Here is a 22294-nt window from a genome sequence, read left to right as displayed (position 1 = left end):
CCAGACAAAAAACCAGACGAAGACCCCGGCGCCTTTGCAATGGGTTACCGGGGAGCACAAAAGCTTTTTACACCATCACATCGGTATTTGGTTACACGATTTTTGCTGCGGCCGCAGCAGCGGCACGGCGCGCCCTTGCACGGCCCGGCAGCACCTGCGGCACCGCACCCACCAGCGATTGCGTGTACGGGTGCTGCGCGTTGCGGAACAGCTCTCCGGGAGAGCCCCGCTCTACGATGCGGCCCTGGTACAGCACCACCACCTCGTCGCACAGGTGATTCACCACGGCGAGGTCGTGGCTGATGAGCATGTAGGTGATGCCGAACTGCTGCTGCAGGTCCTGCATCAGGTTCAGCACCTGGGCCTGCACCGACACGTCGAGCGCGCTCACGGGTTCGTCCGCCACGATGAGGCGGGGCCGGGTGATGAGGGCACGCGCTATGGCGATGCGCTGGCGTTGGCCGCCCGAAAACTCGTGCGGGTACTTGCCCAGGTCGTTGGTGCGCAGGCCCACCTGGGCCAGCACCTGGGCGGCCTGCTCGCGCTGCTCGGCGCGCGTGGTCTGTCCTTGCGCCTGTAGTGGCTCGGTCACGATGCGCTCGACCGTCTGGCGCGGGTCCAGTGATCCATATGGGTCCTGGAACACCATCTGAAAGTCGCGCCGCGCCTGGCGCAGTTGCTCGGCGGGCAACTGGTGCAGGTTGCGGCCCAGCAGCTCGACCGTGCCGGAGGTGGGGGTATCGAGCGCCATTACCAGCCGTGCCAGGGTGGACTTGCCCGAGCCGGATTCGCCAACGATGCCCAGGCTGCGGCCCGAGGCAATCGAGAAGTTCACGCCGTTGAGGGCATGCACCTTGCCGGGTGGCTTGAACAGATGGTCGCGCGGCAGCGTGTATTCACGCACCAGGTCTTTGACCTGCAGCAGCGGCGTTTCTGCGGGATCGGTGCTGTGGAGCGCCTGGGTCATGCGGCCACCTCGACGATGTTTACCACCTGGGCACTCTGGGCTTCGGCAATGGCCTCGCGCCGCAGACAGCGCACCTCGTGGTCGCCATCGGCATCGGTGGCCACGAGCGTGGCCTCGGGCTGGTTGTGGTGGCAGGCATCCACCGTGTAGCTGCAGCGGCCCGCAAAAGGGCAACCTGAAGGCAGGTCGACCAGCTCAGGCACCGTGCCGGGGATAGTGGACAGGCGCGGGCGCTGGCCGGGCGCGTGCACGGCGCCCAGATGAGGCCGGGCGGCAAACAGGCCGCGTGTGTAGGGGTGTGCCATGGCCGAGAAGACCGAGGCGGTGGAGCCGCTTTCGACCACGCTGCCGCCGTACATCACCATCATGCGGTCCACGTTCTGCGAGATCACGCCCAGGTCGTGCGAGATCAGGATGAGCGCCATGTTGCGCTCGGCCACCAGATCGCTGATGAGGTCCAGGATCTGCTGCTGGATGGTCACATCGAGCGCCGTGGTGGGCTCGTCGGCAATCAGCAGATCAGGCCCGCAGGCCAGCGCCATCGCGATGGTGATGCGCTGGCGTTGCCCGCCGGAGAACTGGTGCGGATAGGCGTCAAAGCGCTGCGCGGCGTTGGGGATGCCCACGCGGTCCAGCAGGGCAATGGCTTCGGTGCGTGCGGCTGCCGCATTCATGCCCCGGTGCAGGCGCAGCGGCTCTGCCACCTGGTGGCCGATGGTGTGCACGGGGTTCAGTGCGGTCATGGGCTCCTGGAACACCATGCCAATGCGGTTGCCGCGCATCTGGCACATCTGTGCATCGGTGCGGCCCACCAGCTCTTGGCCATCAAAGCGAATGCTGCCGGTGACCTGCGCGCTGTCAGGCAGCAGGCCCATGAGCGACATGGCGGTGATGGATTTGCCACAGCCCGATTCACCAATCAGGCCCAGGGTTTCACCGCGCGCCAGCGAAAAGCTCACGCCGCGCACGGCATCGGCCGGGCCCCGGTGCGTCTGCAGGCGGATGCGGAGGTTGGAGACTTCGAGCAGGAAAGACATGGAGAACAGTTCGTGCAAGGTTCGGCGGAGGTTTCAGCGCTTGCGCGACAAGCGTGGGTCCAGCAGGTCGCGCAGACCATCGCCCAGCAGGTTCAGTCCCAGCACGGCCAGCGCAATCGCCACACCAGGCCAGACGGCCAGCAGCGGGGCTTGGAACATCAGCGTCTGTGCTTCGCTGAGCATGCGGCCCCAGGAGGGTTGGGGCGGCTGGGTGCCCAGGCCCAAATAGGAGAGGGCGGCTTCGGCCAGGATGGCAATGGCGAACTGGATGGTGGCCTGCACGATGAGCACCGACAGGATGTTGGGCAGCACATGCTCCAGCGTGATGCGCAAGCTGCCCTTGCCGCAGGCGCGCGAGGCCAGGATGTATTCGCGCGACCACACCGCGTTGGCCGACGCCCGGGTGACGCGCGCAAACGTCGGGATGTTGAAGATGCCGATGGCAATGATGGAGTTGACGATGCCCGCGCCGAACACAGCGGTGAGCATGATGGCGGACAGGATGGCCGGGAAGGCAAACGTAAAGTCGGCCAGCCGCATGATGAGTTCTTCAACCCAGCCGCGCTTGGCCGCAGCCAGCAGGCCCAGCGCTGTGCCAACGGTCAGCCCGATGCCCACGGCGATCACGCCCACCAGAATGGAATTGCGCGCACCCACCAGCAACAGCGACGCCACATCACGCCCAAAGGCATCGGTGCCCAGCCAGTGTGTGCCGGTGGGCGGCTGCAGCTTGGAGGCCAGGTCCATCTCGTAGGGCGACCAGGGTGTCCAGACCAGCGACAGTGCAGCGGCCAGCAGGAGCAGCAGCGACAGGACGGCGCCGATCACGAAGCTGCGGTGGCGCAGCGCGCGGTGCAGCCAGCTGGGGGCAGAGGTGACAGAAGGCGAAGGAATGACAGCGTTCATGGGGGGATCAGATGTCGGAGGCCTTCACGCGCGGGTCGATCACGGCGTAAAGGATGTCCACCACGAAATTCACGATGACCACCATGGCGGCGAGCAGCATCACGCAGTTGCGCACCACGATCAGGTCGCGGTTGGAGATGGACTGGAAGATCAGGCGCCCCAGGCCGGGCAGGTAGAACACGTTCTCCACCACGATGGTGCCCGCCAGCAGGTTGGCAAACTGCAGCCCCATCACGGTGATTACCGGGATCATGGCGTTGCGCAGCACATGGCCCCAGAGCGCCGCGCGCTGCGACAGGCCCTTGGCGCGGGCGGTGCGCACAAAGACTTCGCGCAGCACCTCCAGCACGGCCGAGCGCGTGATGCGCGCGAGGATGGCGGCCTGCACCACGGCCAGCGCAATCGCGGGCAACAGCAGGGCTCTGAGGGCTTCGAGTGGACTGCCGCCAGCGTCTTCGGTCCAGCCGGGGAAGCCACCGGCCGAGAACCACTGCAATTTCACGGAGAACAGCAGGATCAGCAGAATGGCGAACCAGAAATTGGGGATGGCAATTCCGATCTGCGCCAGCCCCATCACGCCGACATCACCGATCTTGTTGTGGCGCGATGCTGCATACACACCTGCCACCAGGGCCAGCACGGTGGTGATGACCATGGCCATCAGGGCCAGCGGCACCGTTAGGGCCAGGCGTTCCAGCACCAGGTCGAGCACGGGTGAGCTGTAGGCATAGCTGTCGCCCATGTTGCCCACCACCAGCCCGCTCACCCATTGCCAGTAGCGCAGGCTGGCGGGCTGGTCCAGCCCCAGTTTGCTGGCCAGCGCAGCCACGGCTTCGGGCGAGGCGTCGGGTCCCATGAGCATCTGGGCGGCGTTGCCCGGCAGGATCTCCAGCACCAGAAACACAACAATGGACGCGCCGATAAGCGTGGCCAGGAGGGTAATAAACCGCTTGAGAAAAAACAGGCCCATGGGTGAGGTGGGTGAGGAGAGGGGTAGGGCGCGCGGGCGTCAAAATTAATGTGTATACACAGCATAACGGTAAAAACATCCCCGTCAGCGGTGGTGGGTTGCAGTGTGGCATGCAAGGCACATGCCACCAGCGCGGGATAATACGGAGCATGAACCGCGCCGCGTACCCCTTCTCCTTTGTTTTTGGCCCTGTGCCCAGGGAGGCCGTATGGCGCTGATGATCACCGACGAGTGCATCAACTGTGATGTGTGCGAGCCCGAATGCCCTAACCAGGCCATCTATCTGGGGCAGGAGATCTACGAGATCGACCCGAACAAGTGCACGGAATGTGTGGGGCACTTTGACGAGCCCCAATGTGTGCAGGTCTGCCCCGTCGCCTGCATCCCCGTGAACCCGCAGCACGTCGAGAACCACGAAACCCTGTGGCAGAAGTTCCAGCGGTTGCAGGCGCCAGCTTCGAGTTAGTTTGTAGTGTTTTTTGGCTCTAGCGCTTATCTATCAAGCGCAAGAAGCTATAAAAATAATAGCTATTGACCGAAGGGGATGCGACGGACCGTGGTTACCCAGAACCCTGCCGCGCCGCTCAGTCTTCTGCAGGGCGGGGGGGCTTGGGGCGCGGCGGTTTGGTGGTGTGGATGAGCAAGGTGGCCTTGTCCATCTCGCCTGCCAGCATGGCCGGGTAGGCCTTCAGCGAATGGACGATGCTGTCTTCGATCAGCGTGCGCTGGTCGGGGGAGGGTTTTTTGAGCACCCAGTTGGCGACTTCGCTTTTCACGCCCGGGTGGCCGATGCCCACGCGCAGGCGCCAATAGTCAGAGGAGCCGAGCTGGCCATGGATGTCCCGCAGGCCGTTGTGCCCTGCATGGCTGCCGCCGCGCTTGAGCTTGACCTGCCCTGGCGGAATGTCCAGTTCGTCATGCACCACCAGGATTTCTTCGGGCTGGATCTTGAAGAAGCGCGCCAGCGAAGCCACCGACTTGCCCGAGAGATTCATGAAGGTCTGTGGCTGCAGCAGCCAGACGCTTTGCCCATGCACCGTCGTGCGCGCTACCAGCCCGTGGTAGCTGCGCTCGGGCACCAGCGTGGCCTTGAGTTCGCGCGCCAGCGCATCAATCCACCAGAAACCGGCGTTGTGGCGGGTGGCTTCGTAGTCTGGCCCGGGGTTTCCAAGGCCTACAAACAGCTTGATCATTGGCGGGATTATCGGTGGGTGTGGGGTGGTTAGAGCCAGACGGTTTGCAGATGCGAATGGCTTTGCGCCAATGAAAACGGCCCACACAAGGTGGGCCGTTGGGGGTCAACGCCGCAGGGCGGGCTGACCGGGTGAAGTCATCGAGGTCGTTGACCGATTACTTCTTGCCCTTGCCCTTGCCCTTGGCATCGGCAGCAGGAGCGGCTTCGGCAGGGGTCTCAACGACCACCACTGGAGGCACCACGGACACCAGCACGGGGTTGTTGTTCTGACCGCCACGGATCTTGGCCGTCACGCCCTTGGGCAGCTTGATGTCCTTCAGGTGGAGGGATGCGCCCTTTTCCAGCTTGGACAGGTCCACAGCGATGAACTCAGGCAGGTCCGAAGGCATGCAGGTCACGTCCAGCTCATTCACGATCGGGTTGACCATGCACTTGTCGACCTTGACGGCGTTGGACTCGTCAGCACCGCTGTAGTGCAGTGGCACCTTCATGTGCAGCTTGGTCTTTTCGTCCACGCGCTGGAAGTCGATGTGCAGCACGAGTTGCTTGTAGGGGTGGTATTGCACGTCACGCAGCAGAACCTTGGAGGTCGTGCCGGCCACTTCCATGTCCAGCACGCTGGAGTGGAAAGCTTCCTTCTTGAGGGCGTGCCACAGTGCATTGTGGTCCACCTCGATGAGTTGGGGTTCGGCGGTGCCACCGTAGACGATGCCAGGCGTCTTGCCCGAATTGCGCAGACGGCGGCTCGCACCCGTACCTTGCTTGGCGCGCTCAAAAGCGACGAAGTTCATAACTAGCTCCTGAAAAGGACAGACCGCGACCAGTCTTGCCCTGTTTTAAAAAGGCCCGCGATAGCAGGCCACACTTCGTTCCCGAACCAACAGACAAGCCTCCCGAAGGAGGCTTGGTGTCCTGTTCAACCGTCTTTCCAAGCCGAAGGCCTCTTGCGAGCCCCGCGTTTGTCAGAACAGGTTGTCTTGGTCCGAGAACAGACTCATCACCGACTCACCCTTGGCAATGCGCTGGATCGTCTCTGCGATCAGCGGGGCCACGGAAAGTTGGCGAATCTTGGCGCATCCCCGGGCGTTGTCGCTCAGCGGGATGGTGTTGGTCACCACCACTTCATCGAGGGCCGAGCCCTTGGCGATGCGTTCGATGGCAGGACCCGAAAAAATAGGGTGCGTGCAGTAGGCGTACACCTTCTTGGCGCCACGCTCCTTGAGCACTTCAGCGGCCTTTACCAGCGTGCCGGCGGTGTCGATCATGTCGTCCATGATCACGCAGTTGCGGCCTTCGATTTCGCCGATCACGTGCATGACTTCGGACACGTTGGCTTTGGGGCGGCGCTTGTCGATGATGGCCAGGTCGCAGTTGAGCTGCTTGGCCAGTGCACGGGCGCGCACCACGCCACCCACGTCGGGCGAGACCACAATCAGGTCTTCATAGTTCTTCTGACGCAGGTCGCCCAGCAGCACGGGCGACGCGTAGATGTTGTCCACCGGGATGTCGAAAAAGCCCTGGATCTGGTCGGCATGCAAGTCCATGGTCAGCACGCGTGCCACGCCCACGGCTTGCAGCATGTTGGCCACCACCTTGGCGGTGATAGGCACGCGCGTCGAACGCGGGCGGCGGTCTTGGCGGGCATAGCCGAAGTAGGGGATCACGGCGCTGATGCGCTCAGCCGATGCACGCTTGAGCGCATCAACCATGATCAGCAGTTCCATGAGGTTTTCGTTGGTGGGGGCGCAGGTGGACTGCACCACGAAAACATCGCGTGCACGCACGTTTTGCTTGATTTCAACGGTGACTTCACCGTCGGAGAATCGACCCACGTCAGCCGCACCGAGGGTGGTGCCGAGGTGTTGGGCAATTTCAGCTGCCATGCCAGGATTGGCATTGCCGGTGAAAACCATGAAGTCGGGGTGGTTGGCTTGCATGAGCGTCCCAGCAGTCTGAAATAAAAGCCCGTACGCGGAAAGCGTTTGGCAGGGGAAGAAGGATTCGAACCTTCGCATGCCGGAATCAAAATCCGGTGCCTTAACCAGCTTGGCGACTCCCCTACACAGGTCAACTACCGAAGGCAGCTAACCTTAATTCTTGCCTGATGCCCAACCTGCCAGAGGATGGACCATCAGATTTTCACATTCCTTAACTTGCCAGCCCTGTGGGGCTCCACTCAAGTCAACTGCATGTGACATATGCGCAAACACTGCACTTCCTGAGCCTGTCATCCTGCCTTGCAATCCTCGGGCATCGAGCCATTCAATGGCTTCGGTAACCTCGGGGCAAAGTGCCTGGGCAACTGGCTGCAAGTCATTTCGACCGAAGTCAAAGTGTGCTGCAGCAAAGCCTAAGATTGTAGCACTATCTGAATCGCGTTTCAAACTTGGTGACGAAAAAATTGCTTTTGTCTCCAAGCCTGCAGCGGGCTTCACGATGGCAAAGCGCGCTTGCGGTAGTTGCTGTGCTTTCTCAAGCGGCGTGATTGTCTCACCAATTCCTTCGACCCAAGCGTTGTGACCGCGTAAAAAAAATGGAATGTCTGCACCGAGCTTCAGACCAATAGCTTCCAGTGCCGATTGCGACAGGTTCAGACCCCACAACCTGTTAAGGGCAAGCAAGGTGCTGGCTGCATCGGAAGAGCCACCACCCATGCCCGCCTGGGAGGGGATGTTTTTCACGACGCCAATGTGTGCACCCTGAGTGCAGCCGGTGGCTTGCTGCAGTGCGAGCGCGGCCTTGATCGTCAGGTCTAGCTCTGGCAGTGCCGTGCCCAGGTCTTCGCGTGTGATAGCGCCACCGGCGCGGCGCTCGAAATGGAGGGTGTCGCACCAGTCGATCAACATGAAGACCGACTGCAGCAGGTGGTACCCGTCCGCGCGTTGGCCTGTGATGTGAAGGAACAGGTTGAGCTTTGCCGGAGCCGGCACGTCATACAGGGATTGCATGGCAACGAATTGGGCGCGTGAGGAGGGCGGCTAGCGGGTCAGTGCGATGCGCAAAGTGGCCTGGGGGGCGGGGTCGTCGCGGTGTGCCACCAGTCGCCCCTGTTCCAGGGCCGAAAGATCGGCCCTCCAACCTGGCACAGTGGTTTGTACACCCTTGAGCCAGGCGAACAGGGCGGCCACGGGGATGCGCGTGCCCGTCACATCCTGCAGCAGTGCGTCGAGCGAATCAGAGGTCCGCGATTCCTGCGCGCTGGTCAGCTGTGCATGGCCATCTTTCCATTCCAGCTGTGCGATGCGGCTGCCGAGCGGGCTGATCAGTGCAAGCCCCCCGGTCTGTGCATTGCCCCGCAGTTCAAATATTGCAGAGAACGACTGCGATGCCTGTCCTTCCACCTGCAGGGCGATACGCCCATTCCAGGCATCTTCTTCGCCTGCAGGTACCTGTGGCGGCTGCGCGCAGCCGACCAGCCACAGTGCGCAGGCCACCCACAACAGCAGCCCGGCGACACGTGGGCCGACCATGACGCGCGCAATGCGTTGAAAAGGAGTTCCTGAAACTCCGTGCATCAAAGGCTCACCCCAAGGCGCTTCAGCGTTTCTTTCAGCGTTTCATTGTCAGGGCTTGTCCGCGCGCCTTCTTTCCAGACCTTGAGAGCAGCCTCCTTGTCACCCAGGCTCCAAAGCACCTCACCGAGATGCGCTGCGATTTCTACATCCGGGCGAGCTTTGTAGGCAGTTTCCAGGTGCCGCTTGGCCTCTGCCTTGTTGCCCATGCGAAATTCCACCCAGCCTAGGCTGTCGGTAATGAAGGGATCGGAGGGGGCGAACTCCAGTGCTTTCAGAATCAGCTGTTTGGCTTCGTCCAAGCGCACGCCCCGGTCTGCCAATGAATAACCGAGGGCGTTGTAAGCATGGTGGTATTGAGGCTTCTGGGAAATCACCTGCCTCAGCAGTTTCTCCATAGTCTCCGGGTGACCCGCTTTTTCGGCCAGCATGGCTTGGTCATACACCAGTTCGGCGTCATCAGGTGCTAGCGCCACAAGCTCGCTCTGGACTTGGTAGGCTTCCTGGTAAAGCCGCAGGTCACGCAGTAGCTGCACCTCGGCCAGCAGCTTCATGCGTTTGTCGTCAGCAGAGGTTCCTGGCAGGTTTCGCAGCAGTTCCCGCGCCTGGGCCACTTTGCCCTGCCGTGCAAGCAGGGACGCGCGGCGGCTTTGCGCACTGAAGGCTTCGTCCACGTTGTCGATGCGGTTGAGCCACGCTTCTGCAGCGGCAAAATCGCCCTTCTTCTCTGCGAGCTGTGCGGACAGCAAATAGGCTTGCGTAAGCCCTTTCTGTCGCACTTCAGGATCGGTCGCGGCGGAGGTGAGCTCCATGAAGCGCTGCAGCGCACTCTCTGCAGCGGAGAGCCTGTTGTCTTGCAACTGCAGGGTGGCCAGCACCAGCCAGGCCTCTACCAAGTCCGGTTTCTCTTTGGTGACGTATTCCAGTTGGCGGGCAGCATCGGGATAGCGCTGCAAGCCCAAAAGAACCCGCGCATAGCCCATTCGCAACTCTGGCACGGGTTGTTTGGCAAGTGCTTGTGTTACCAGTGGTTCGGCCTCGGGGGTGTTCTCTTCCATCAGCTCCAGCGCCAGCCTGGCGGCCCCCTCGTTAGCGTCGTCAAGGGCCTGCGCGCGCCGAGCGGCATCCAGTGCCCCCGATTTATCACCCGCCGCGAGGCGAAGGCGACCCAGGGATACCCAGGCCACAGGGCCGGTGGCAGGGTGGGAAAGCTCGTTCACGAGGGCGGCTTCCACCACCTTCGCTGCCAGCGCCTTGTCGCTGGCACGCCCATACATCTGGGGCAGTGCAGACAGGGTCGAAGCCTTTGCGCGGGGGGATGATTGGGCGAGTTCCTGGCGCAGCAGATCGGGTGTTTCGCCAATACGGTTCAGTGCAACAAGAATTTGCAGCACATAGCGATTCGCCTCGCGCGACTGTGGAAGAGCCTCTTTCCATGCCTTGGCCGCTGCCAGTGCATATTCACCCGATCGTGACTGCAAGGCGATATCTGCGGCCCTTTGGTAGAGTTGGCCGTCTGCGCTGCGGCGTGCAGCCTCCAGCATGAAGGCATAACCAGCACCGGGGTCGCCTGTCCGGGCGCTGATTTCGCCCAGGAAAATCTCGTAGAACAATTCAGCATCCAGTGCCGGGTTGGATACCACTGGAGATTCATCTGTGGCGGGGCGGCTGTCACTGCCGGTCTGTTGTGCCCATGCTGAGTGGGCGGATACCGCGATTACGGTCGTCAATGCGGCAATCCGAAAGCTGTGAAATAGCACCATCGGGTCATAATAATCCATGCCTGTTAACCCATTGCCGGGGTCTTTGTATGCCTGAGTTGCCCGAAGTGGAAGTGACCCGCCGCAGTTTGGTTCAGGCCATCACTGGCGCCCGCATTGAGGCGGTCACGCTCGGCAAACCCTTGCGCTGGCCTCTGGGGTGCGCGCCACAGACTTTGGTGGGGCAGCAGGTGATGGGCCTGCGCCGGCGCGGAAAATATTTGCTGGCCGATACCAGTCGAGGAGTTCTGCTTGTGCATCTTGGGATGTCGGGCAGCCTGCGCTTCAGCCAGGGGTTACCGGCGGCCGGAGTCCACGATCACTTTGACATGCTGACCAGCCAGGGGACGCTGCGGCTGCACGATCCGCGCCGATTCGGTGCCGTGGTGTACGTTCATGGGGAACAAGACCCTGTTGCGACCAAGCTTCTGGGCGGGCTGGGAATGGAGCCGCTGTCTGACGGATTCTCGCTTGCTGCTTTCCAGGCTGGTCTGAAAAAGAGCCAGATGCCCATCAAACAGTTGCTCTTGGCTGGCCGGCTGGTGGTGGGGGTTGGCAATATCTATGCGTCAGAAGTGCTTTTTCTGGCTGGAATCCGTCCCACGACGAGTGCGTCGCGTATCGGGCCTGCGCGGGTGCTCAAATTGCACGCTGCCATTCGGTCTGTATTGGCGCGGGCCGTGGATATGGGGGGCAGCACGCTGCGCGATTTTTCCAGTGCAGATGGAATGGCAGGCCACTTTCAGACCCAGACCAACGTTTATGGACGCGATGGATCGCCATGCCATGTTTGTGGCACTCCGATAAAGGTGCTGCGCCAGGGGCAGCGGAGCAGCTATTTTTGCCCGATGTGCCAGCGGCCTTGAATCAGGTCAAGTACCAATTCGCCGTGGCATGACGGCCCGCGAGCGGTCGATGCTATATTTTGTGTATGCCTGCCCTGCAGGCCATTCTTAGATCTCTGGGAGCAAAGTGGGTCCTTCATTCAACGAACAGTTCGACCAGCATGGTGCCTGGCGGCGTGAGTTCGCCCAGCAGCTCAAGCGGCTGGCCGAGTGGATGTCCTCGCACGAACTCATGGACGCAGCCGTCCAGGAGCGGCTGCAACGCCTGGAGGAGCAGGTTCGCAGCGACAAGGTCATGGTGGCGTTTGTTGCCGAATTTTCGCGCGGCAAATCTGAGTTGATCAACGCGATCTTCTTTGCAGACTATGGCCGCCGCATCATGCCTGCGAGTGCAGGGCGCACCACCATGTGTCCCACCGAACTTGGGTACGACGCCAGCGTGGCGCCCAGCCTTCGGCTGCTGCCCATTGAAACCCGACTGCAGATGCAGAGCCTGGCGGAGTGGCGGGTTAAAACGGACCGGTGGCAGGAGATCCCCCTGGATGTCGGAAACGCGGACCAGATTGCCAAGGCGCTCGAAAAGGTGGCCGAAGTACGAAAGGTCAGCCTGGACAACGCGCGAGCATTGGGCTTTTGGCACGATGATCTGACCGATGAAAACCCTGTGCCTGATGCCCAGGGCTTGGTGGAGGTGCCCATGTGGCGCCACGCCCTCATCAATATTCCCCATCCTTTGCTGAAACAGGGGCTGGTGATTCTGGACACGCCTGGGCTGAATGCCGTGGGCGCTGAGCCTGAACTGACCGTCAACCTGATTCCGCAGGCGCATGCGGTGGTCTTCATTCTGAGTGCTGATACCGGAGTTACCCGCTCTGATTTGTCCATCTGGCGCGAGCACCTGGCCATTTCGGCGGACAGCATGGACGCCCGGCTGGTGGTGCTCAACAAGATAGACACCTTGTGGGACACGCTCAATTCTGCAGAGCAGGTGCAGGCGCAGATGGAGCGCCAGTGCAGTACGTCTGCAGAAATGCTGGGTGTTCCGTTGGACAGGGTTGTGCCCGTGTCTGCGCAGAAAGGGTTGGTCGCCAAGATCACTGCTGATGATCTGCTGCTGGAGACCAGCGGCCTGCCTGTTCTGGAAGAGGCGCTGGCCAAAGGAATCATGGGGCGGCGGCAGTCTATTTTGCGGGCGGCTGTGGCCAACGGCGTGGCCAGTTTGCGCACTGAGACTTCTCGGGTCATCAATATCCGACGCCGAGATCTTGACGACCAGATGGCCGAATTGCGAAGCCTGCGCGGCAAGAATGCGTCTGTGATCGAATCGATGCGGCACCGCATCGAACAGGAACAGCGGGAGTTTGACCTGAGCACTTCCAAAATCCAGGCGGTGCGTGCGGTCCATCTGAAGCTGCTTCGAGATGTATTTCAGCAGTTGGGTGCCAAGGCGCTCAAAGTCGAGCTTTCGGAATTGGCGCAGACCCTGCAGCAAAAAGGGCTCAAGCTGGGTGTGAAGAAAATCTATCTTCAGACTTTCGACAAGTTGCGCGGTACGCTGGACAAAGCACAAGCGTCAGGCACTGAGATTCAGGCCATGTTGGGTGGCACCTTCAGGCAACTCAATGCCGAGTTCGGCTTTTCTCTGCAGGTCCCCTCGCCTCCGCAGCTGGAGCACTTTACGCACGATCTCAATCAGATCGAACAGAGCCATCTCCAATACCTCGGCATGGGTAATGCGCTCAAGCTGGCCCAGCCCGAGTTTGCGGAACGTCTGGTCCGGGCTCTTGCCATGCGTTTGCGCACCGTGTATGAATCGGCCGCGAACGATCTTGAACTGTGGAGCAAATCTGCTACGGCCCAACTGGATGCGCAGCTGCGTGAGCGTCGCCGTAGTTTTGCGCGTCGCATCGAGGCTGTGGATCGCATTCAGCAGGCTGCCAGCGGTTTGGTGGAGCGCATTGCGGAAATTGAAGCGAGTGAGGATGAGTTGGTCCAACTGGAGCAAAGGCTGCAGGAGTTGACCTCCCAGCTTGTTGCTCTGCCCGGTCTTGACTCCGTGACATCGGGTAGCCATCTGGTATCTGCATGAGCGACGGTGGGCGGGAGGATGTGGCTGGGCTCGTGGTCGCATGGCAGGCGTCTCATGGCCGCAATCACCTGCCTTGGCAACAGACGCGCGATCCGTACCGGGTCTGGCTGTCCGAGATCATGCTGCAGCAAACGCAGGTTACTACGGTGCTTGACTACTACGCGCGCTTTCTGGAGCGTTTTCCCGACGTAGTGGCCCTGTCGCAGGCAGAGCAGGATGAAGTGATGGGTCTCTGGAGCGGGCTGGGCTACTACACCCGGGCCCGCAACCTGCATCGCTGCGCCCAGCAGGTTGTGGCAGAGCATGGAGGCGCCTTTCCTCGCACCGCCGAGATGCTGGCTACCTTGCCGGGGATTGGTCGCTCCACCGCTGGAGCGATTGCCGCATTCTGTTTCTCTGAACGCGTGCCTATTCTTGATGCCAACGTGCGCAGGGTTTTGACGCGCTTGCTCGGCTTTGAAAAGGACCTCGCGTCGTCGGGGAACGAGCGTCTGCTGTGGAAGGAGGCGGAGTCGTTGCTGCCGCAGAAAAATCTGCTTACGGCCATGCCCCGATATACCCAGGGACTTATGGATCTGGGAGCGTCGATTTGTACGCCACGATTGCCACGCTGTGACCGGTGTCCTTTGGTGGGCCGCTGTGTGGCATTCAAAGACGGAGATCCACAACGCTACCCCGTCAAGACGCGCAAGCTGGCACGCCGGTCTGAGTCTTGGCAGCTTCTGGTACTTCGAAATTCTGCTGGCCAGGTGTGGTTGCAACGTCGCCCCTCTGCTGGGATATGGGCTGGCATGCATTGTGTGCCGGTCTTCGCCGACGGCGTCTCTTTGAACGGATATGTCAAATTCTTAGGTGATGCTTCTCGCATCTCCTGCAACGAACTCCAGCCTTTTCTCCATGTGCTGACACACAGGGATTTGCATCTTCACCCCGTGTTGGTCACGGGGGAGATTCCAGATCAGCCCACTGAAGAAGGGGCGTGGTTTGGGGTCAATGAGTGGTCCTCTATCGGCCTGCCCGCCCCCATCCGCAAGCTGCTTGATTCGACCCAAGCCCAGTTGCGGTGAGAGTGCCCGGGCTTTGTTGCGTAGATATCAGCGTCCGTCCAGCTCTCGGTGTCTCTTCAGGGTTGCCCAGCGGCTGCTCAAAACATCGGCTAGTCGTTCCACCAAGTAGACCGAGCGGTGCTGGCCGCCAGTGCAGCCTACCGCGACCGTGACATAACTGCGGTGGTTCCGGTCAAGCATTTCTAGCCAGTGCGCGAGAAATTGCTCGATATGCGCCTGCATCAGCGACACATCGGGTTGCTGACGCAGGAAATGGGCGACAGGTTCGTCCAGCCCCGTCAGATCCCGCAGCGCAGGTTCATAGTGGGGGTTCGGCAACATTCGCACATCAAAGACGTAGTCAGCGTCCATCGGTATGCCACGCTTGAATGCAAAAGACTGGAATACCAGGGTCATCTGTCCCCGGGTGGTGACAAGCAAACTCTTCACGTAGCTTTGGAGCTGTGAAGCCCGTATGGTGCTTGTGTCGATCACATGCGACTGTTCTCGCAGTTCCGCCAGCAGCTCGCGCTCCAACTCGATAATCTGCACGAGCGCTTTTCGACCCTGTTGGAGATCGTCGTGCGACAGCGGATGGCGCCTGCGTGTTTCTGAGAAACGCCTGACAAGCGTATCGATGGTGGCGTCGAGGAAAACCGATTGCACTGAAACGCCCTCGCTCCTGAGCCGACTCAGCTCCTGTGGAACCTGATGCAATGAGGTGGCACTTCGAACGTCCATCGCGATAGCAACGCGGTTGCCGTGGTGACGGTGTTCCAGCGCCACAAAAGCTGGCAGCAGTTCTGGGGGCAGGTTGTCTACGCAGTAATACCCTGCGTCCTCCAGCGCATGCAGCGCCACGGACTTTCCTGATCCCGACATACCCGTGATCAAAACGATTTCAAGTGCCATCAGCCATGTCCTTCTCGTGCAACGGCCGCGAGATCCAGCATCTCGCTCGCGTGGGCGAGCGTAGTCTGGGTGGATCGTTCGCCGCCCAGCATGCGGGCAATTTCTGCCACACGGTTCTCGCCCTGCACCATCGATACGGCGCTGGTGGAGCCATTCGGGCTCTTGCGTTTGGCCACCTTGAGGTGGTGGTGTGCGCAAGCCGCCACCTGCGGCAGGTGGGTGACCGCGAGCACCTGACGGTCGCTGCCAAGCTGCTGCATCAGCCGCCCCACTGTTTCAGCCACCGCCCCCCCTACGCCAGAGTCCACTTCATCAAAGATGAGCGTGGGGGCCATACCCAATTCACTGGTTGTTACAGCGATGGCCAGCGAAATGCGGGAGAGTTCGCCGCCCGATGCGACTTTGCCGATGGGTTTCGGTGTCATCCCGGGATGGCCCGCGACGAGGAATACCACGTCATCGATACCGTGGTGCGAGGGCTCTGAGGCCTTGGTCATGGAAACCTCGAATTTTCCTCCCTCCATGCCCAGGCCCTGCATGGCTTGGGTAATGGCGTGAGACAGTTTCGGGGCGGCTTTGGCGCGACCCAGAGACAGCGCGCGTGCCGACGCGTGGTAGGCCTTGGCACTGGCGGCCTCGGCGGTCTCCAGTCGTTCCAGATCTGTCGCTGCGTCCAGCCGGCGCATCTCCTCCTTCCAGCTCTGGTGTAGAGCCGGCAGCTCTGCTGGCGTGCGCTTGTAACGGCGTGCCAAGGTCATCCAGAGCGAAATGCGGGTGTCGAGTTCGGCCAGACGCTGTGGATCTATTTCCACGTGCCTCAGATACAGCTGCAGCGAGTGGAGCACGTCGCTGGCTTGTGCGAGGCTGGAAGAAAGGATGTCTGCGAGCGGTGCGAACTCGGGCTCAATATGCTCGTGGCTTTGGAGAAGATCGTGCGCGCGTGCAAGCCCAGTCAGTGCACCAGCATCTTCATCTTGGAGGGCTTGGATGGCGCCCTCTGCCCCTTCCAGCAGCGCCTGCGCATGTGAGAGGCGTTTATGTTGTGCGTCGAGTTCTTCCCATTCGCCATCAATGGGTGCGAGCTTGTCCACCTCGTTGATCTGCCATTGCAGACGCTCACTTTCCTGCTGCAAATTAGCCTGGGCCAGGCGTGCTTGCTCCAGGGCTTTTTGATCCTTTCGCCATTGGGCCCAGAGCGCTGCAGTTTCTGCTGTGTGCACCCCTGCAAATGCGTCCAGCAGGCCGCGTACCGAGTCGGGTCTTGTAAGGCTTTGCCAAGCATGCTGCCCGTGGATGTCTAGCAGGCTGTCTCCCAAAGTCCGCAGTTGGGCAGCAGTGGCTGGGGTGCCATTGATCCAAGCCCTGCTTTTACCCTGAGAGTCCACGGTCCGACGCAAAAGCAACAGCTCATCAATGTCAAAACCCGCGTCCTCCAGCCATGGATGGAGATGGGGTGGGCAATCGAACTCAGCGCAAAGATCCGCTTTGTCAGCGCCCTCGCGAACCACACCTGCATCGGAGCGTGCGCCCAGAACGAGTTGCAGTGCATCAATCAGGATGGATTTCCCAGCGCCTGTTTCTCCCGTCAGCACGGTGAAACCGGAGCTTAGTTCAAGTTCAAGCGCTTGAACGATCACAAAATCACGCAGGGTAATCCGCCGGAGCGCCATGGTCAGGAGCCCCCTTCGTTCCAGCGCAATTTTTTGCGCAGGGTGGCAAAGTAGTTCCAGCCTTGAGGATGGAGAAACCGCACGCAGTGCTCTGACCTTTTCACCAGAATGCGGTCACCATGTAGCAGTGAGGCCAGTGACTGCATGTCAAAGTTGGCACTGACATCCCGACCACTCACAACCTCAACCGCCACCTCGGTGGCATCCGACAGAACAATCGGTCGGTTGGAGAGCGTATGAGGGGCGATGGGCACCAGCACCCATCCGGGAATGGAGGGGTGAAGCATGGGACCACCGGCTGACAGCGAATACGCCGTTGACCCTGTGGGTGAGGCGATGATGAGTCCGTCTGCGCGTTGGTTCGCCACAAATCGGCCGCCGACCTCGACCCGCAATTCCACCATGCCTGAAGTCGCGCCTCGGTTCACAACGACATCGTTCATCGCGAGGGCTTCGAAGACGACGCGCTCGTCGCGCACGACCGTGGCGTGCATCAGCGGTCGCAAGTCTTCCTCGTATTCGCCCTGAAGCATGGGGGGTAGAGTGGCCTGATAGGTATCGAAAGGAATGTCGGTGATAAAGCCGAGCCGTCCCTGGTTGATGCCGATCAGGGGCGTCCCAAACCGGGCGAGCCGCCGACCTATGCCCAGCATGGTGCCGTCACCCCCGACCACCAGGCCCAGATCGCATCGACTGCCTATCTCGTCTACATTCAGGACTGGATAGTGTGTGAGCCCGGTGTTGCTTGCGGTCTCAGCTTCCAGCATCACTTCGCAACCCTGGCGTTCAAGAAAATGGGCGATGTCTTCCAGGGCCTGGCGGGAGCTTTCACCGATGGAGCCCGCCGAAGAAGCTTGGTACTTGCCTATCAGTGCGACATGGCGGAAATTGGACGTCATCGCGAAATTACATCATTAAAATCATTCCATGCTCGATGACCGTGCCAAGTTGTTGCTCAAAGCGCTGGTCGAGCGCTACATCGCCGATGGGCAGCCCGTCGGATCCCGCACGTTGTCGCGCGCGTCTGGGCTGGATTTATCTCCAGCCACTATCCGTAACGTCATGGCGGATCTGGAGGAGTTAGGGCTGATCGCGAGTCCCCACACCTCAGCCGGTCGCATTCCTACTGCACGAGGTTATCGGCTGTTTGTGGACACCATGCTGACAGTGCAGCGGGACCCTCTGACCCCCCCCCAGCTTGCGCCCGAACAGCCGCAAAAGGTGATCGCCAACGCTGCCCAGTTGCTATCCAATCTTTCGCAGTTCGTCGGTGTCGTTATGGCACCACGCAGAACATCGGTGTTCCGCCATATTGAGTTCTTGAGGCTGTCCGAACGGAGATTTTTGGTCATCATCGTTTCGCCCGAGGGCGACGTTCAAAATCGCGTGATCTTCACGGACGTGGACTACTCCCAGTCACAACTCATTGAGGCTTCCAACTTTCTGAACGCGCATTACGCGGGGCTTGCAATGGAGCAAGTGCGTGAGCGCCTGAAATCTGAGGTGGATGTGCTGCGCGGCGAGATCGCTTCGCTCATGCAGGCTGCGGTGAATGTGGGGTCTGAGGCTTTGTCCCAAGCGCAAGACGAGGTCGTGATTTCTGGTGAGCGCAACCTGCTGGCGGTCAGTGATTTCTCCAGCGACATGGGCAACTTGCGACGTGCCTTCGATCTGTTCGAACAGAAAACCCAGATTCTGCGGTTGCTGGATATCTCCAGCCAGGCCGAGGGAGTGCGCATCTACATTGGCGGTGAAAGCCATGTCGTGCCTTTTGAAGAGCTGTCCATCGTCAGTGCTCCGTATGAGGTGGATGGCAAAGTGGTCGGGACGCTGGGCGTGATCGGCCCCACGCGCATGCCATACGACCGGATGATTCAGATCGTGGACATCACATCAAAGCTGGTGTCCAACGCACTCAGCCATCGCAAGTAAAGCCCCTACAATACGGCGCTTGCCCCGTTGTATAGCGCTGGAGCATGGCCTGGGGCGTTAGCTCAGTTGGTTAGAGCAGAGGACTCATAATCCTTTGGTCGTTGGTTCAAGTCCAACACGCCCTACCACCTATTCATTCGAATGGGCGATCATCACGATCACGGCCAGTTTTCTTGTCGCAATGTGCGCCTTTCTTCTTTTGGAGTCTCTGGAGTGCATTACAATTGCGGCTTGCGTTGAGTTGAGCTTTTGCTGAGCAGGCCCATGCGGCATGGTTACGGTAAAAAAAGTTGATTTCAAGGATTGCCAAGAAATCATGCTATAATTCAAAGCTTAGCGGCTGTAGCTCAGCTGGATAGAGTACTTGGCTACGAACCAAGGGGTCGTGGGTTCGATTCCTGCCAGCCGCACCAATGTTTAAAGCCTGCAATCGAAAGATTGCAGGCTTTTTCATTTGTCAAAGCGTTTCTCGCTGACGGGGGAGATCTTCTATGAGCAAGGCCTTTACCAAAGAAACCGATGCTTCCGATGAGGATGAATTGGTGTTGCCTGCGTTGCCTGCGGGCGGCAAGAACTACATCACTCCGGCAGGGTACGCGCGCCTGCGTGATGAGTTGCTGGACCTGATTGACAACGAGCGACCCAAAGTGGTCGAAGCCGTGCACTGGGCTGCCAGCAATGGTGATCGGTCTGAAAATGGCGACTATCTCTACGGCAAGAAACGTTTGCGAGAGATTGATCGGCGCATCCGCTTTCTCACCAAGCGGCTCGAGATTGCCGAAGTGGTGGATCCCAGCCTGCATGCGGGCAGCAATCAGGTGTTTTTCGGCTCTACAGTCACGTACATCGATGACGAAGGTATAGAGCGCACGATCACCATCATGGGCATCGATGAGGCGGACAGCCGCGAATCGCAGGTGAGCTGGATCTCGCCGGTGGCGCGTGCGCTCTTGAAGGCCCGTGTGGGGGACGAGGTGCAGTTGCCTACGCCCGGGGGCGTGCGAAGCCTTGAAGTGGTGGCAGTGCAGTATCCGCAGCGCGCGGCGCATGCGGACTGAGCAGGGTCCACAACGCCGCTTTATGCCAAGCCCAGCATTGGTTGATGGCGCCGCTCAGCACTGTGAAGTGCTTACGTGGCCTGCGGGGTGATGCGTGCAGCGCGAATGACGGCCTGGGTGCGCCGCAGGTTGCGCAGTGCGGTTTCGAGGTGGGTCTGATCTCGCACCGCCACAATGAAGCGCAAGTCCGTGGTGTCGAGGGCCGCCTCGTCATCCATATCCACATGGGTGATGTCAGCTTCTGAATTGGCCAGTTCAGCGGCCACGCGGGCGAGCACACCTTTGCCGTTGGTGACAGTCACCACGACCCCGGTTTCGAACATGCGCGTGGGCTCGTCCGACCAGTCCACCGCAATGAAGCGCTCGCTGTCCTTGTGCTGCAGCCGCTTGGCCACCGTGCAGTGGGCGTTGTGAACCACCAGGCCCTCGCCACGGCCCAGATAGCCCACGATGCTGTCGCCAGGTACTGGGCGGCAACAGGATGCGTACTGCACCGAGGCATTTTCGCTGCCATCCAGAGTTACCGCTCCTTGCGAAAGCGTCTCGTGGGATGTGTAGCGCTCCCGTGTCATGAGCAGCGCATCAGGACGATGGCCGTGTTCGGACATCAGCACCATGAGTCGCTTGGCCACGATGCTGGCGATGCGCTTGCCCAGGCCCAGGTCCGTCATCAGTTCGCTGCGGGTGCGGTTTCCTGTAAAGCGCAGCAGTTTGTCCCACATCGGTTGGGTCTCTGCGTCCTGGGGAGGGAGCTGCTCCAGGCCTTCCGCACGGATGGCCTGGGTCAGCAGCTTCTCGCCCAGGCCTTCCGATTCGGTCTGTGCCAGCGTTTTCAGGTAGTGCCGGATCTTGGAGCGTGCGCGGCCCGTGCGCACAAAACCCAGCCAGGCCGGGTTGGGCGTGGATACCGGGGCTGTGATGATCTCCACCACATCGCCATTCTTGAGTTCGGTGCGCAGGGGCACTTGCTCATTGTTGATTTTGGCCGCCGTGGTGCGGTCGCCAACGTTGCTGTGGATGGCGTAGGCAAAGTCCACCACGGTAGCTCCGCGAGGCAGGGCCATGATCTGGCTCTTGGGCGTGAAAACGTAGACAGCGTCCGGGAACAGGTCCACCTTGACATGGTCCCAGAACTCGGCGGCATCGCGGGTCTCGTTCTGGATGTCCAGCAGGGACTGCAGCCACTTGGTCCCTAGTCGCTCGGCCGATGTGCCATCGCCGTCCTGCGCCTTGTACAACCAGTGTGCGGCCACACCAGCCTCGGCAATGACATGCATCTCGTCCGTGCGCATCTGGAATTCGATGTTCACGCCGGAAGGGCCCACCAAGGTGGTGTGCAGGGATTGGTAGCCATTGAGCTTGGCGATGGCGATGTGGTCCTTGAACTTGCCAGGAACCGGCTTGTACATCTGGTGGAGCACGCCCAGGGCGGTGTAGCAGTCTGTCACCGTGGGTACGATCACCCTGAATCCGTAAATATCGGTGACCTGGGCAAAACTCAGGTGCTTGAGGTCCATCTTCTGGTAGATGGCGTACAGCGTTTTCTCGCGGCCGGCAAGGCGGACCTTCATACCGATCTTGGAGAAGGCGGTGTCCACCTCGGCCTGAACCTTCTGCACCAGATCGCGCCTGCGGTTGCGTGATTTGTTGACTGCCTTGGACAGCGTGGCGTAGCGCCATGGGTGCAGGTGCCGAAAGGCCAGATCCTGTAATTCCCGGTAAGTCTGGTTAAGGCCCAGGCGGTGGGCAATGGGTGCATAGATCTCCAGCGTCTCCGAGGAGATGCGGCCCCATTTGCTGCGCGGCATGTCCGACAGCGTGCGCATGTTGTGCGTGCGGTCCGCCAGCTTGATGAGGATGACGCGCACGTCGCGCGCCATGGCCAGCAGCATCTTGCGGAAAGACTCGGCCTGGTTCTCTTCGCGGGTGTTGAACTGCAGCTTGTCGAGCTTGGTCAGCCCATCTACCAGTTCAGCCACGGGGGCGCCAAAGCGGTCTATCAGGTCTGCTTTGGTGACGCCACAGTCTTCCATGGCATCGTGCAGCAGTGCGGCCATCAGCGCCTGGGCGTCCAATTTCCAGGTGGCGCACTGTGCAGCCACGGCAATGGGGTGCGTGATGTAGGGCTCACCGCTGTTGCGCAACTGACCCAGGTGGGCCTCGTCAGCGAAGCGATAGGCTTGGCGCACCTGTTCGATGCTGGTCGCGTCCAGGTAGTCGAGGCTGTCTGTCAGCGCAGCAAAGCTGGCCGCAGCCGCATTGGCTGCCGCTGCGGCTGCCGACAAAGTTCCCGCCGTTGGTACTTCGCCGGGGCGGGCTTGCGTTGCAGAAGGTGAGTTGAGCACCGCGTTCATGCCTTAAATGTAGCGCGGGAGCGCATCAGGAGACTTTGGGG

Annotated in this window: 20 protein-coding genes and 3 tRNA genes; 8 read left to right on the top strand and 15 right to left on the bottom strand. The window is 60.6% G+C overall.

Annotation, left to right across the window (positions count from 1 at the left end):
• Nucleotides 1-91: 91 nt before the first annotated feature.
• The 4 genes from C8C93_RS14685 to C8C93_RS14670 are packed head-to-tail and all read right to left on the bottom strand — an operon-like array spanning nucleotide 92 to nucleotide 3880.
• On the bottom strand, nucleotides 92-967 hold the full coding sequence (locus C8C93_RS14685; protein WP_121507400.1) for an ATP-binding cassette domain-containing protein: 876 nt from the start codon (nucleotides 965-967) through the stop codon (nucleotides 92-94).
• Complete coding sequence (locus C8C93_RS14680) at nucleotides 964-2004, bottom strand: ABC transporter ATP-binding protein (RefSeq protein WP_121508809.1); 1041 nt, start codon at nucleotides 2002-2004, stop codon at nucleotides 964-966. Before C8C93_RS14680 ends, C8C93_RS14685 begins: the two co-directional genes overlap by 4 nt.
• Nucleotides 2005-2037: 33 nt before the next feature.
• Nucleotides 2038-2910, bottom strand: coding sequence for an ABC transporter permease (locus tag C8C93_RS14675; RefSeq protein WP_055399077.1), 873 nt, complete (start codon nucleotides 2908-2910; stop codon nucleotides 2038-2040).
• 7 nt (nucleotides 2911-2917) lie between these two features.
• The gene (locus C8C93_RS14670) at nucleotides 2918-3880 is read right to left on the bottom strand and encodes an ABC transporter permease (RefSeq protein WP_121507399.1); all 963 of its coding nucleotides are present in this window, start codon (nucleotides 3878-3880) and stop codon (nucleotides 2918-2920) included.
• Between the two features lie 208 nt (nucleotides 3881-4088).
• Here C8C93_RS14670 and C8C93_RS14665 point away from each other — a divergent pair, with 208 nt between their 5' ends.
• Complete coding sequence (locus C8C93_RS14665; RefSeq protein WP_121507398.1) at nucleotides 4089-4346, top strand: YfhL family 4Fe-4S dicluster ferredoxin; 258 nt, start codon at nucleotides 4089-4091, stop codon at nucleotides 4344-4346.
• Between the two features lie 118 nt (nucleotides 4347-4464).
• On the opposite strand, the gene pth is transcribed toward C8C93_RS14665, so the two are convergent.
• The 7 genes from pth to C8C93_RS14630 form a co-directional block, all read right to left on the bottom strand.
• A complete protein-coding gene (pth, locus tag C8C93_RS14660) occupies nucleotides 4465-5073 on the bottom strand; it encodes an aminoacyl-tRNA hydrolase (protein ID WP_121507397.1) in 609 nt (202 codons plus the stop codon).
• Between the two features lie 157 nt (nucleotides 5074-5230).
• Complete coding sequence (locus C8C93_RS14655) at nucleotides 5231-5866, bottom strand: 50S ribosomal protein L25/general stress protein Ctc (RefSeq protein WP_055399069.1); 636 nt, start codon at nucleotides 5864-5866, stop codon at nucleotides 5231-5233.
• A gap of 171 nt (nucleotides 5867-6037) precedes the next feature.
• Complete coding sequence (locus C8C93_RS14650; protein WP_055399067.1) at nucleotides 6038-7012, bottom strand: ribose-phosphate pyrophosphokinase; 975 nt, start codon at nucleotides 7010-7012, stop codon at nucleotides 6038-6040.
• Between the two features lie 46 nt (nucleotides 7013-7058).
• Nucleotides 7059-7135, bottom strand: a tRNA-Gln gene (locus C8C93_RS14645).
• Nucleotides 7136-7165: 30 nt separating this feature from the next.
• Nucleotides 7166-8023 (bottom strand): 4-(cytidine 5'-diphospho)-2-C-methyl-D-erythritol kinase, encoded by an 858-nt coding sequence (gene ispE / locus C8C93_RS14640; protein WP_121507396.1) that lies wholly within the window; start codon nucleotides 8021-8023, stop codon nucleotides 7166-7168.
• Between the two features lie 30 nt (nucleotides 8024-8053).
• Nucleotides 8054-8545, bottom strand: a complete 492-nt coding sequence (locus tag C8C93_RS14635) for a lipoprotein insertase outer membrane protein LolB (protein WP_121507395.1) — start codon at nucleotides 8543-8545, stop codon at nucleotides 8054-8056.
• Between the two features lie 44 nt (nucleotides 8546-8589).
• A complete protein-coding gene (locus C8C93_RS14630; protein WP_121507394.1) occupies nucleotides 8590-10368 on the bottom strand; it encodes a tetratricopeptide repeat protein in 1779 nt (592 codons plus the stop codon).
• Nucleotides 10369-10397: 29 nt separating this feature from the next.
• On the opposite strand from C8C93_RS14630, the gene mutM reads away from it, so the two are divergent.
• The 3 genes from mutM to mutY all read left to right on the top strand — a co-directional run bounded on the left by mutM (nucleotide 10398) and on the right by mutY (nucleotide 14348).
• Entirely contained in the window at nucleotides 10398-11213 is an 816-nt protein-coding gene (gene mutM / locus C8C93_RS14625; protein WP_121507393.1) for a bifunctional DNA-formamidopyrimidine glycosylase/DNA-(apurinic or apyrimidinic site) lyase, read from the top strand.
• Nucleotides 11214-11319: 106 nt separating this feature from the next.
• Nucleotides 11320-13281: a dynamin family protein gene (locus C8C93_RS14620; protein WP_055399056.1), complete on the top strand. Its 1962-nt coding sequence runs from the start codon at nucleotides 11320-11322 to the stop codon at nucleotides 13279-13281.
• On the top strand, nucleotides 13278-14348 hold the full coding sequence (mutY, locus tag C8C93_RS14615) for an A/G-specific adenine glycosylase (RefSeq protein WP_121507392.1): 1071 nt from the start codon (nucleotides 13278-13280) through the stop codon (nucleotides 14346-14348). The genes C8C93_RS14620 and mutY overlap by 4 nt, the downstream gene beginning before the upstream one ends.
• A 27-nt stretch (nucleotides 14349-14375) precedes the next feature.
• Here mutY and rapZ read toward each other — a convergent pair whose 3' ends face one another.
• The 3 genes from rapZ to C8C93_RS14600 are packed head-to-tail and all read right to left on the bottom strand — an operon-like array spanning nucleotide 14376 to nucleotide 17808.
• Nucleotides 14376-15239, bottom strand: a complete 864-nt coding sequence (gene rapZ, locus C8C93_RS14610) for an RNase adapter RapZ (RefSeq protein WP_121422498.1) — start codon at nucleotides 15237-15239, stop codon at nucleotides 14376-14378.
• The gene (gene recN, locus C8C93_RS14605) at nucleotides 15239-16909 is read right to left on the bottom strand and encodes a DNA repair protein RecN (RefSeq protein WP_121507391.1); all 1671 of its coding nucleotides are present in this window, start codon (nucleotides 16907-16909) and stop codon (nucleotides 15239-15241) included. Before recN ends, rapZ begins: the two co-directional genes overlap by 1 nt.
• 2 nt (nucleotides 16910-16911) lie before the next feature.
• On the bottom strand, nucleotides 16912-17808 hold the full coding sequence (locus C8C93_RS14600; protein ID WP_055399049.1) for an NAD kinase: 897 nt from the start codon (nucleotides 17806-17808) through the stop codon (nucleotides 16912-16914).
• A 28-nt stretch (nucleotides 17809-17836) separates the two neighbouring features.
• Between C8C93_RS14600 and hrcA the strand changes: the two genes are divergently transcribed.
• From hrcA to greB, 4 genes are all read left to right on the top strand, one after another.
• Complete coding sequence (hrcA, locus tag C8C93_RS14595) at nucleotides 17837-18841, top strand: heat-inducible transcriptional repressor HrcA (RefSeq protein ID WP_055399047.1); 1005 nt, start codon at nucleotides 17837-17839, stop codon at nucleotides 18839-18841.
• Nucleotides 18842-18892: 51 nt separating this feature from the next.
• Nucleotides 18893-18969, top strand: a tRNA-Ile gene (locus tag C8C93_RS14590).
• Nucleotides 18970-19177: 208 nt separating this feature from the next.
• Nucleotides 19178-19254: transfer RNA gene (locus C8C93_RS14585), tRNA-Arg, on the top strand.
• Between the two features lie 78 nt (nucleotides 19255-19332).
• On the top strand, nucleotides 19333-19899 hold the full coding sequence (gene greB / locus C8C93_RS14580; RefSeq protein WP_121507390.1) for a transcription elongation factor GreB: 567 nt from the start codon (nucleotides 19333-19335) through the stop codon (nucleotides 19897-19899).
• A gap of 71 nt (nucleotides 19900-19970) precedes the next feature.
• Here greB and C8C93_RS14575 read toward each other — a convergent pair whose 3' ends face one another.
• Nucleotides 19971-22253, bottom strand: coding sequence for a bifunctional (p)ppGpp synthetase/guanosine-3',5'-bis(diphosphate) 3'-pyrophosphohydrolase (locus C8C93_RS14575; protein ID WP_055399042.1), 2283 nt, complete (start codon nucleotides 22251-22253; stop codon nucleotides 19971-19973).
• Nucleotides 22254-22294 lie beyond the last annotated feature (41 nt).

Source organism: Acidovorax sp. 93 (genome assembly GCF_003633835.1).
GTDB classification, from domain to species: Bacteria; Pseudomonadota; Gammaproteobacteria; order Burkholderiales; family Burkholderiaceae_C; genus Acidovorax; species Acidovorax facilis.
The sequence above is the reverse complement of the archived record's forward strand: the minus strand, read 5'-3'. Positions and strand labels throughout refer to the sequence as shown.

What these genes read in the sequence shown, in the direction of transcription:
- C8C93_RS14600 (WP_055399049.1), bottom strand. Translation starts at nt 17,808, where the DNA reads ATGACGTCCAATTTCCGCCATGTCGCACTGATAGGCAAGTACCAAGCT.
- C8C93_RS14680 (WP_121508809.1), bottom strand. Translation starts at nt 2,004, where the DNA reads ATGTCTTTCCTGCTCGAAGTCTCCAACCTCCGCATCCGCCTGCAGACG.
- mutY (WP_121507392.1), top strand. Translation starts at nt 13,278, where the DNA reads ATGAGCGACGGTGGGCGGGAGGATGTGGCTGGGCTCGTGGTCGCATGG.
- mutM (WP_121507393.1), top strand. Translation starts at nt 10,398, where the DNA reads ATGCCTGAGTTGCCCGAAGTGGAAGTGACCCGCCGCAGTTTGGTTCAG.
- C8C93_RS14675 (WP_055399077.1), bottom strand. Translation starts at nt 2,910, where the DNA reads ATGAACGCTGTCATTCCTTCGCCTTCTGTCACCTCTGCCCCCAGCTGG.
- C8C93_RS14575 (WP_055399042.1), bottom strand. Translation starts at nt 22,253, where the DNA reads ATGAACGCGGTGCTCAACTCACCTTCTGCAACGCAAGCCCGCCCCGGC.
- recN (WP_121507391.1), bottom strand. Translation starts at nt 16,909, where the DNA reads ATGGCGCTCCGGCGGATTACCCTGCGTGATTTTGTGATCGTTCAAGCG.
- hrcA (WP_055399047.1), top strand. Translation starts at nt 17,837, where the DNA reads ATGCTCGATGACCGTGCCAAGTTGTTGCTCAAAGCGCTGGTCGAGCGC.
- C8C93_RS14650 (WP_055399067.1), bottom strand. Translation starts at nt 7,012, where the DNA reads ATGCAAGCCAACCACCCCGACTTCATGGTTTTCACCGGCAATGCCAAT.
- C8C93_RS14655 (WP_055399069.1), bottom strand. Translation starts at nt 5,866, where the DNA reads ATGAACTTCGTCGCTTTTGAGCGCGCCAAGCAAGGTACGGGTGCGAGC.
- ispE (WP_121507396.1), bottom strand. Translation starts at nt 8,023, where the DNA reads ATGCAATCCCTGTATGACGTGCCGGCTCCGGCAAAGCTCAACCTGTTC.
- C8C93_RS14670 (WP_121507399.1), bottom strand. Translation starts at nt 3,880, where the DNA reads ATGGGCCTGTTTTTTCTCAAGCGGTTTATTACCCTCCTGGCCACGCTT.
- rapZ (WP_121422498.1), bottom strand. Translation starts at nt 15,239, where the DNA reads ATGGCACTTGAAATCGTTTTGATCACGGGTATGTCGGGATCAGGAAAG.
- pth (WP_121507397.1), bottom strand. Translation starts at nt 5,073, where the DNA reads ATGATCAAGCTGTTTGTAGGCCTTGGAAACCCCGGGCCAGACTACGAA.
- C8C93_RS14635 (WP_121507395.1), bottom strand. Translation starts at nt 8,545, where the DNA reads ATGGTCGGCCCACGTGTCGCCGGGCTGCTGTTGTGGGTGGCCTGCGCA.
- C8C93_RS14665 (WP_121507398.1), top strand. Translation starts at nt 4,089, where the DNA reads ATGGCGCTGATGATCACCGACGAGTGCATCAACTGTGATGTGTGCGAG.
- C8C93_RS14685 (WP_121507400.1), bottom strand. Translation starts at nt 967, where the DNA reads ATGACCCAGGCGCTCCACAGCACCGATCCCGCAGAAACGCCGCTGCTG.
- greB (WP_121507390.1), top strand. Translation starts at nt 19,333, where the DNA reads ATGAGCAAGGCCTTTACCAAAGAAACCGATGCTTCCGATGAGGATGAA.
- C8C93_RS14630 (WP_121507394.1), bottom strand. Translation starts at nt 10,368, where the DNA reads ATGGATTATTATGACCCGATGGTGCTATTTCACAGCTTTCGGATTGCC.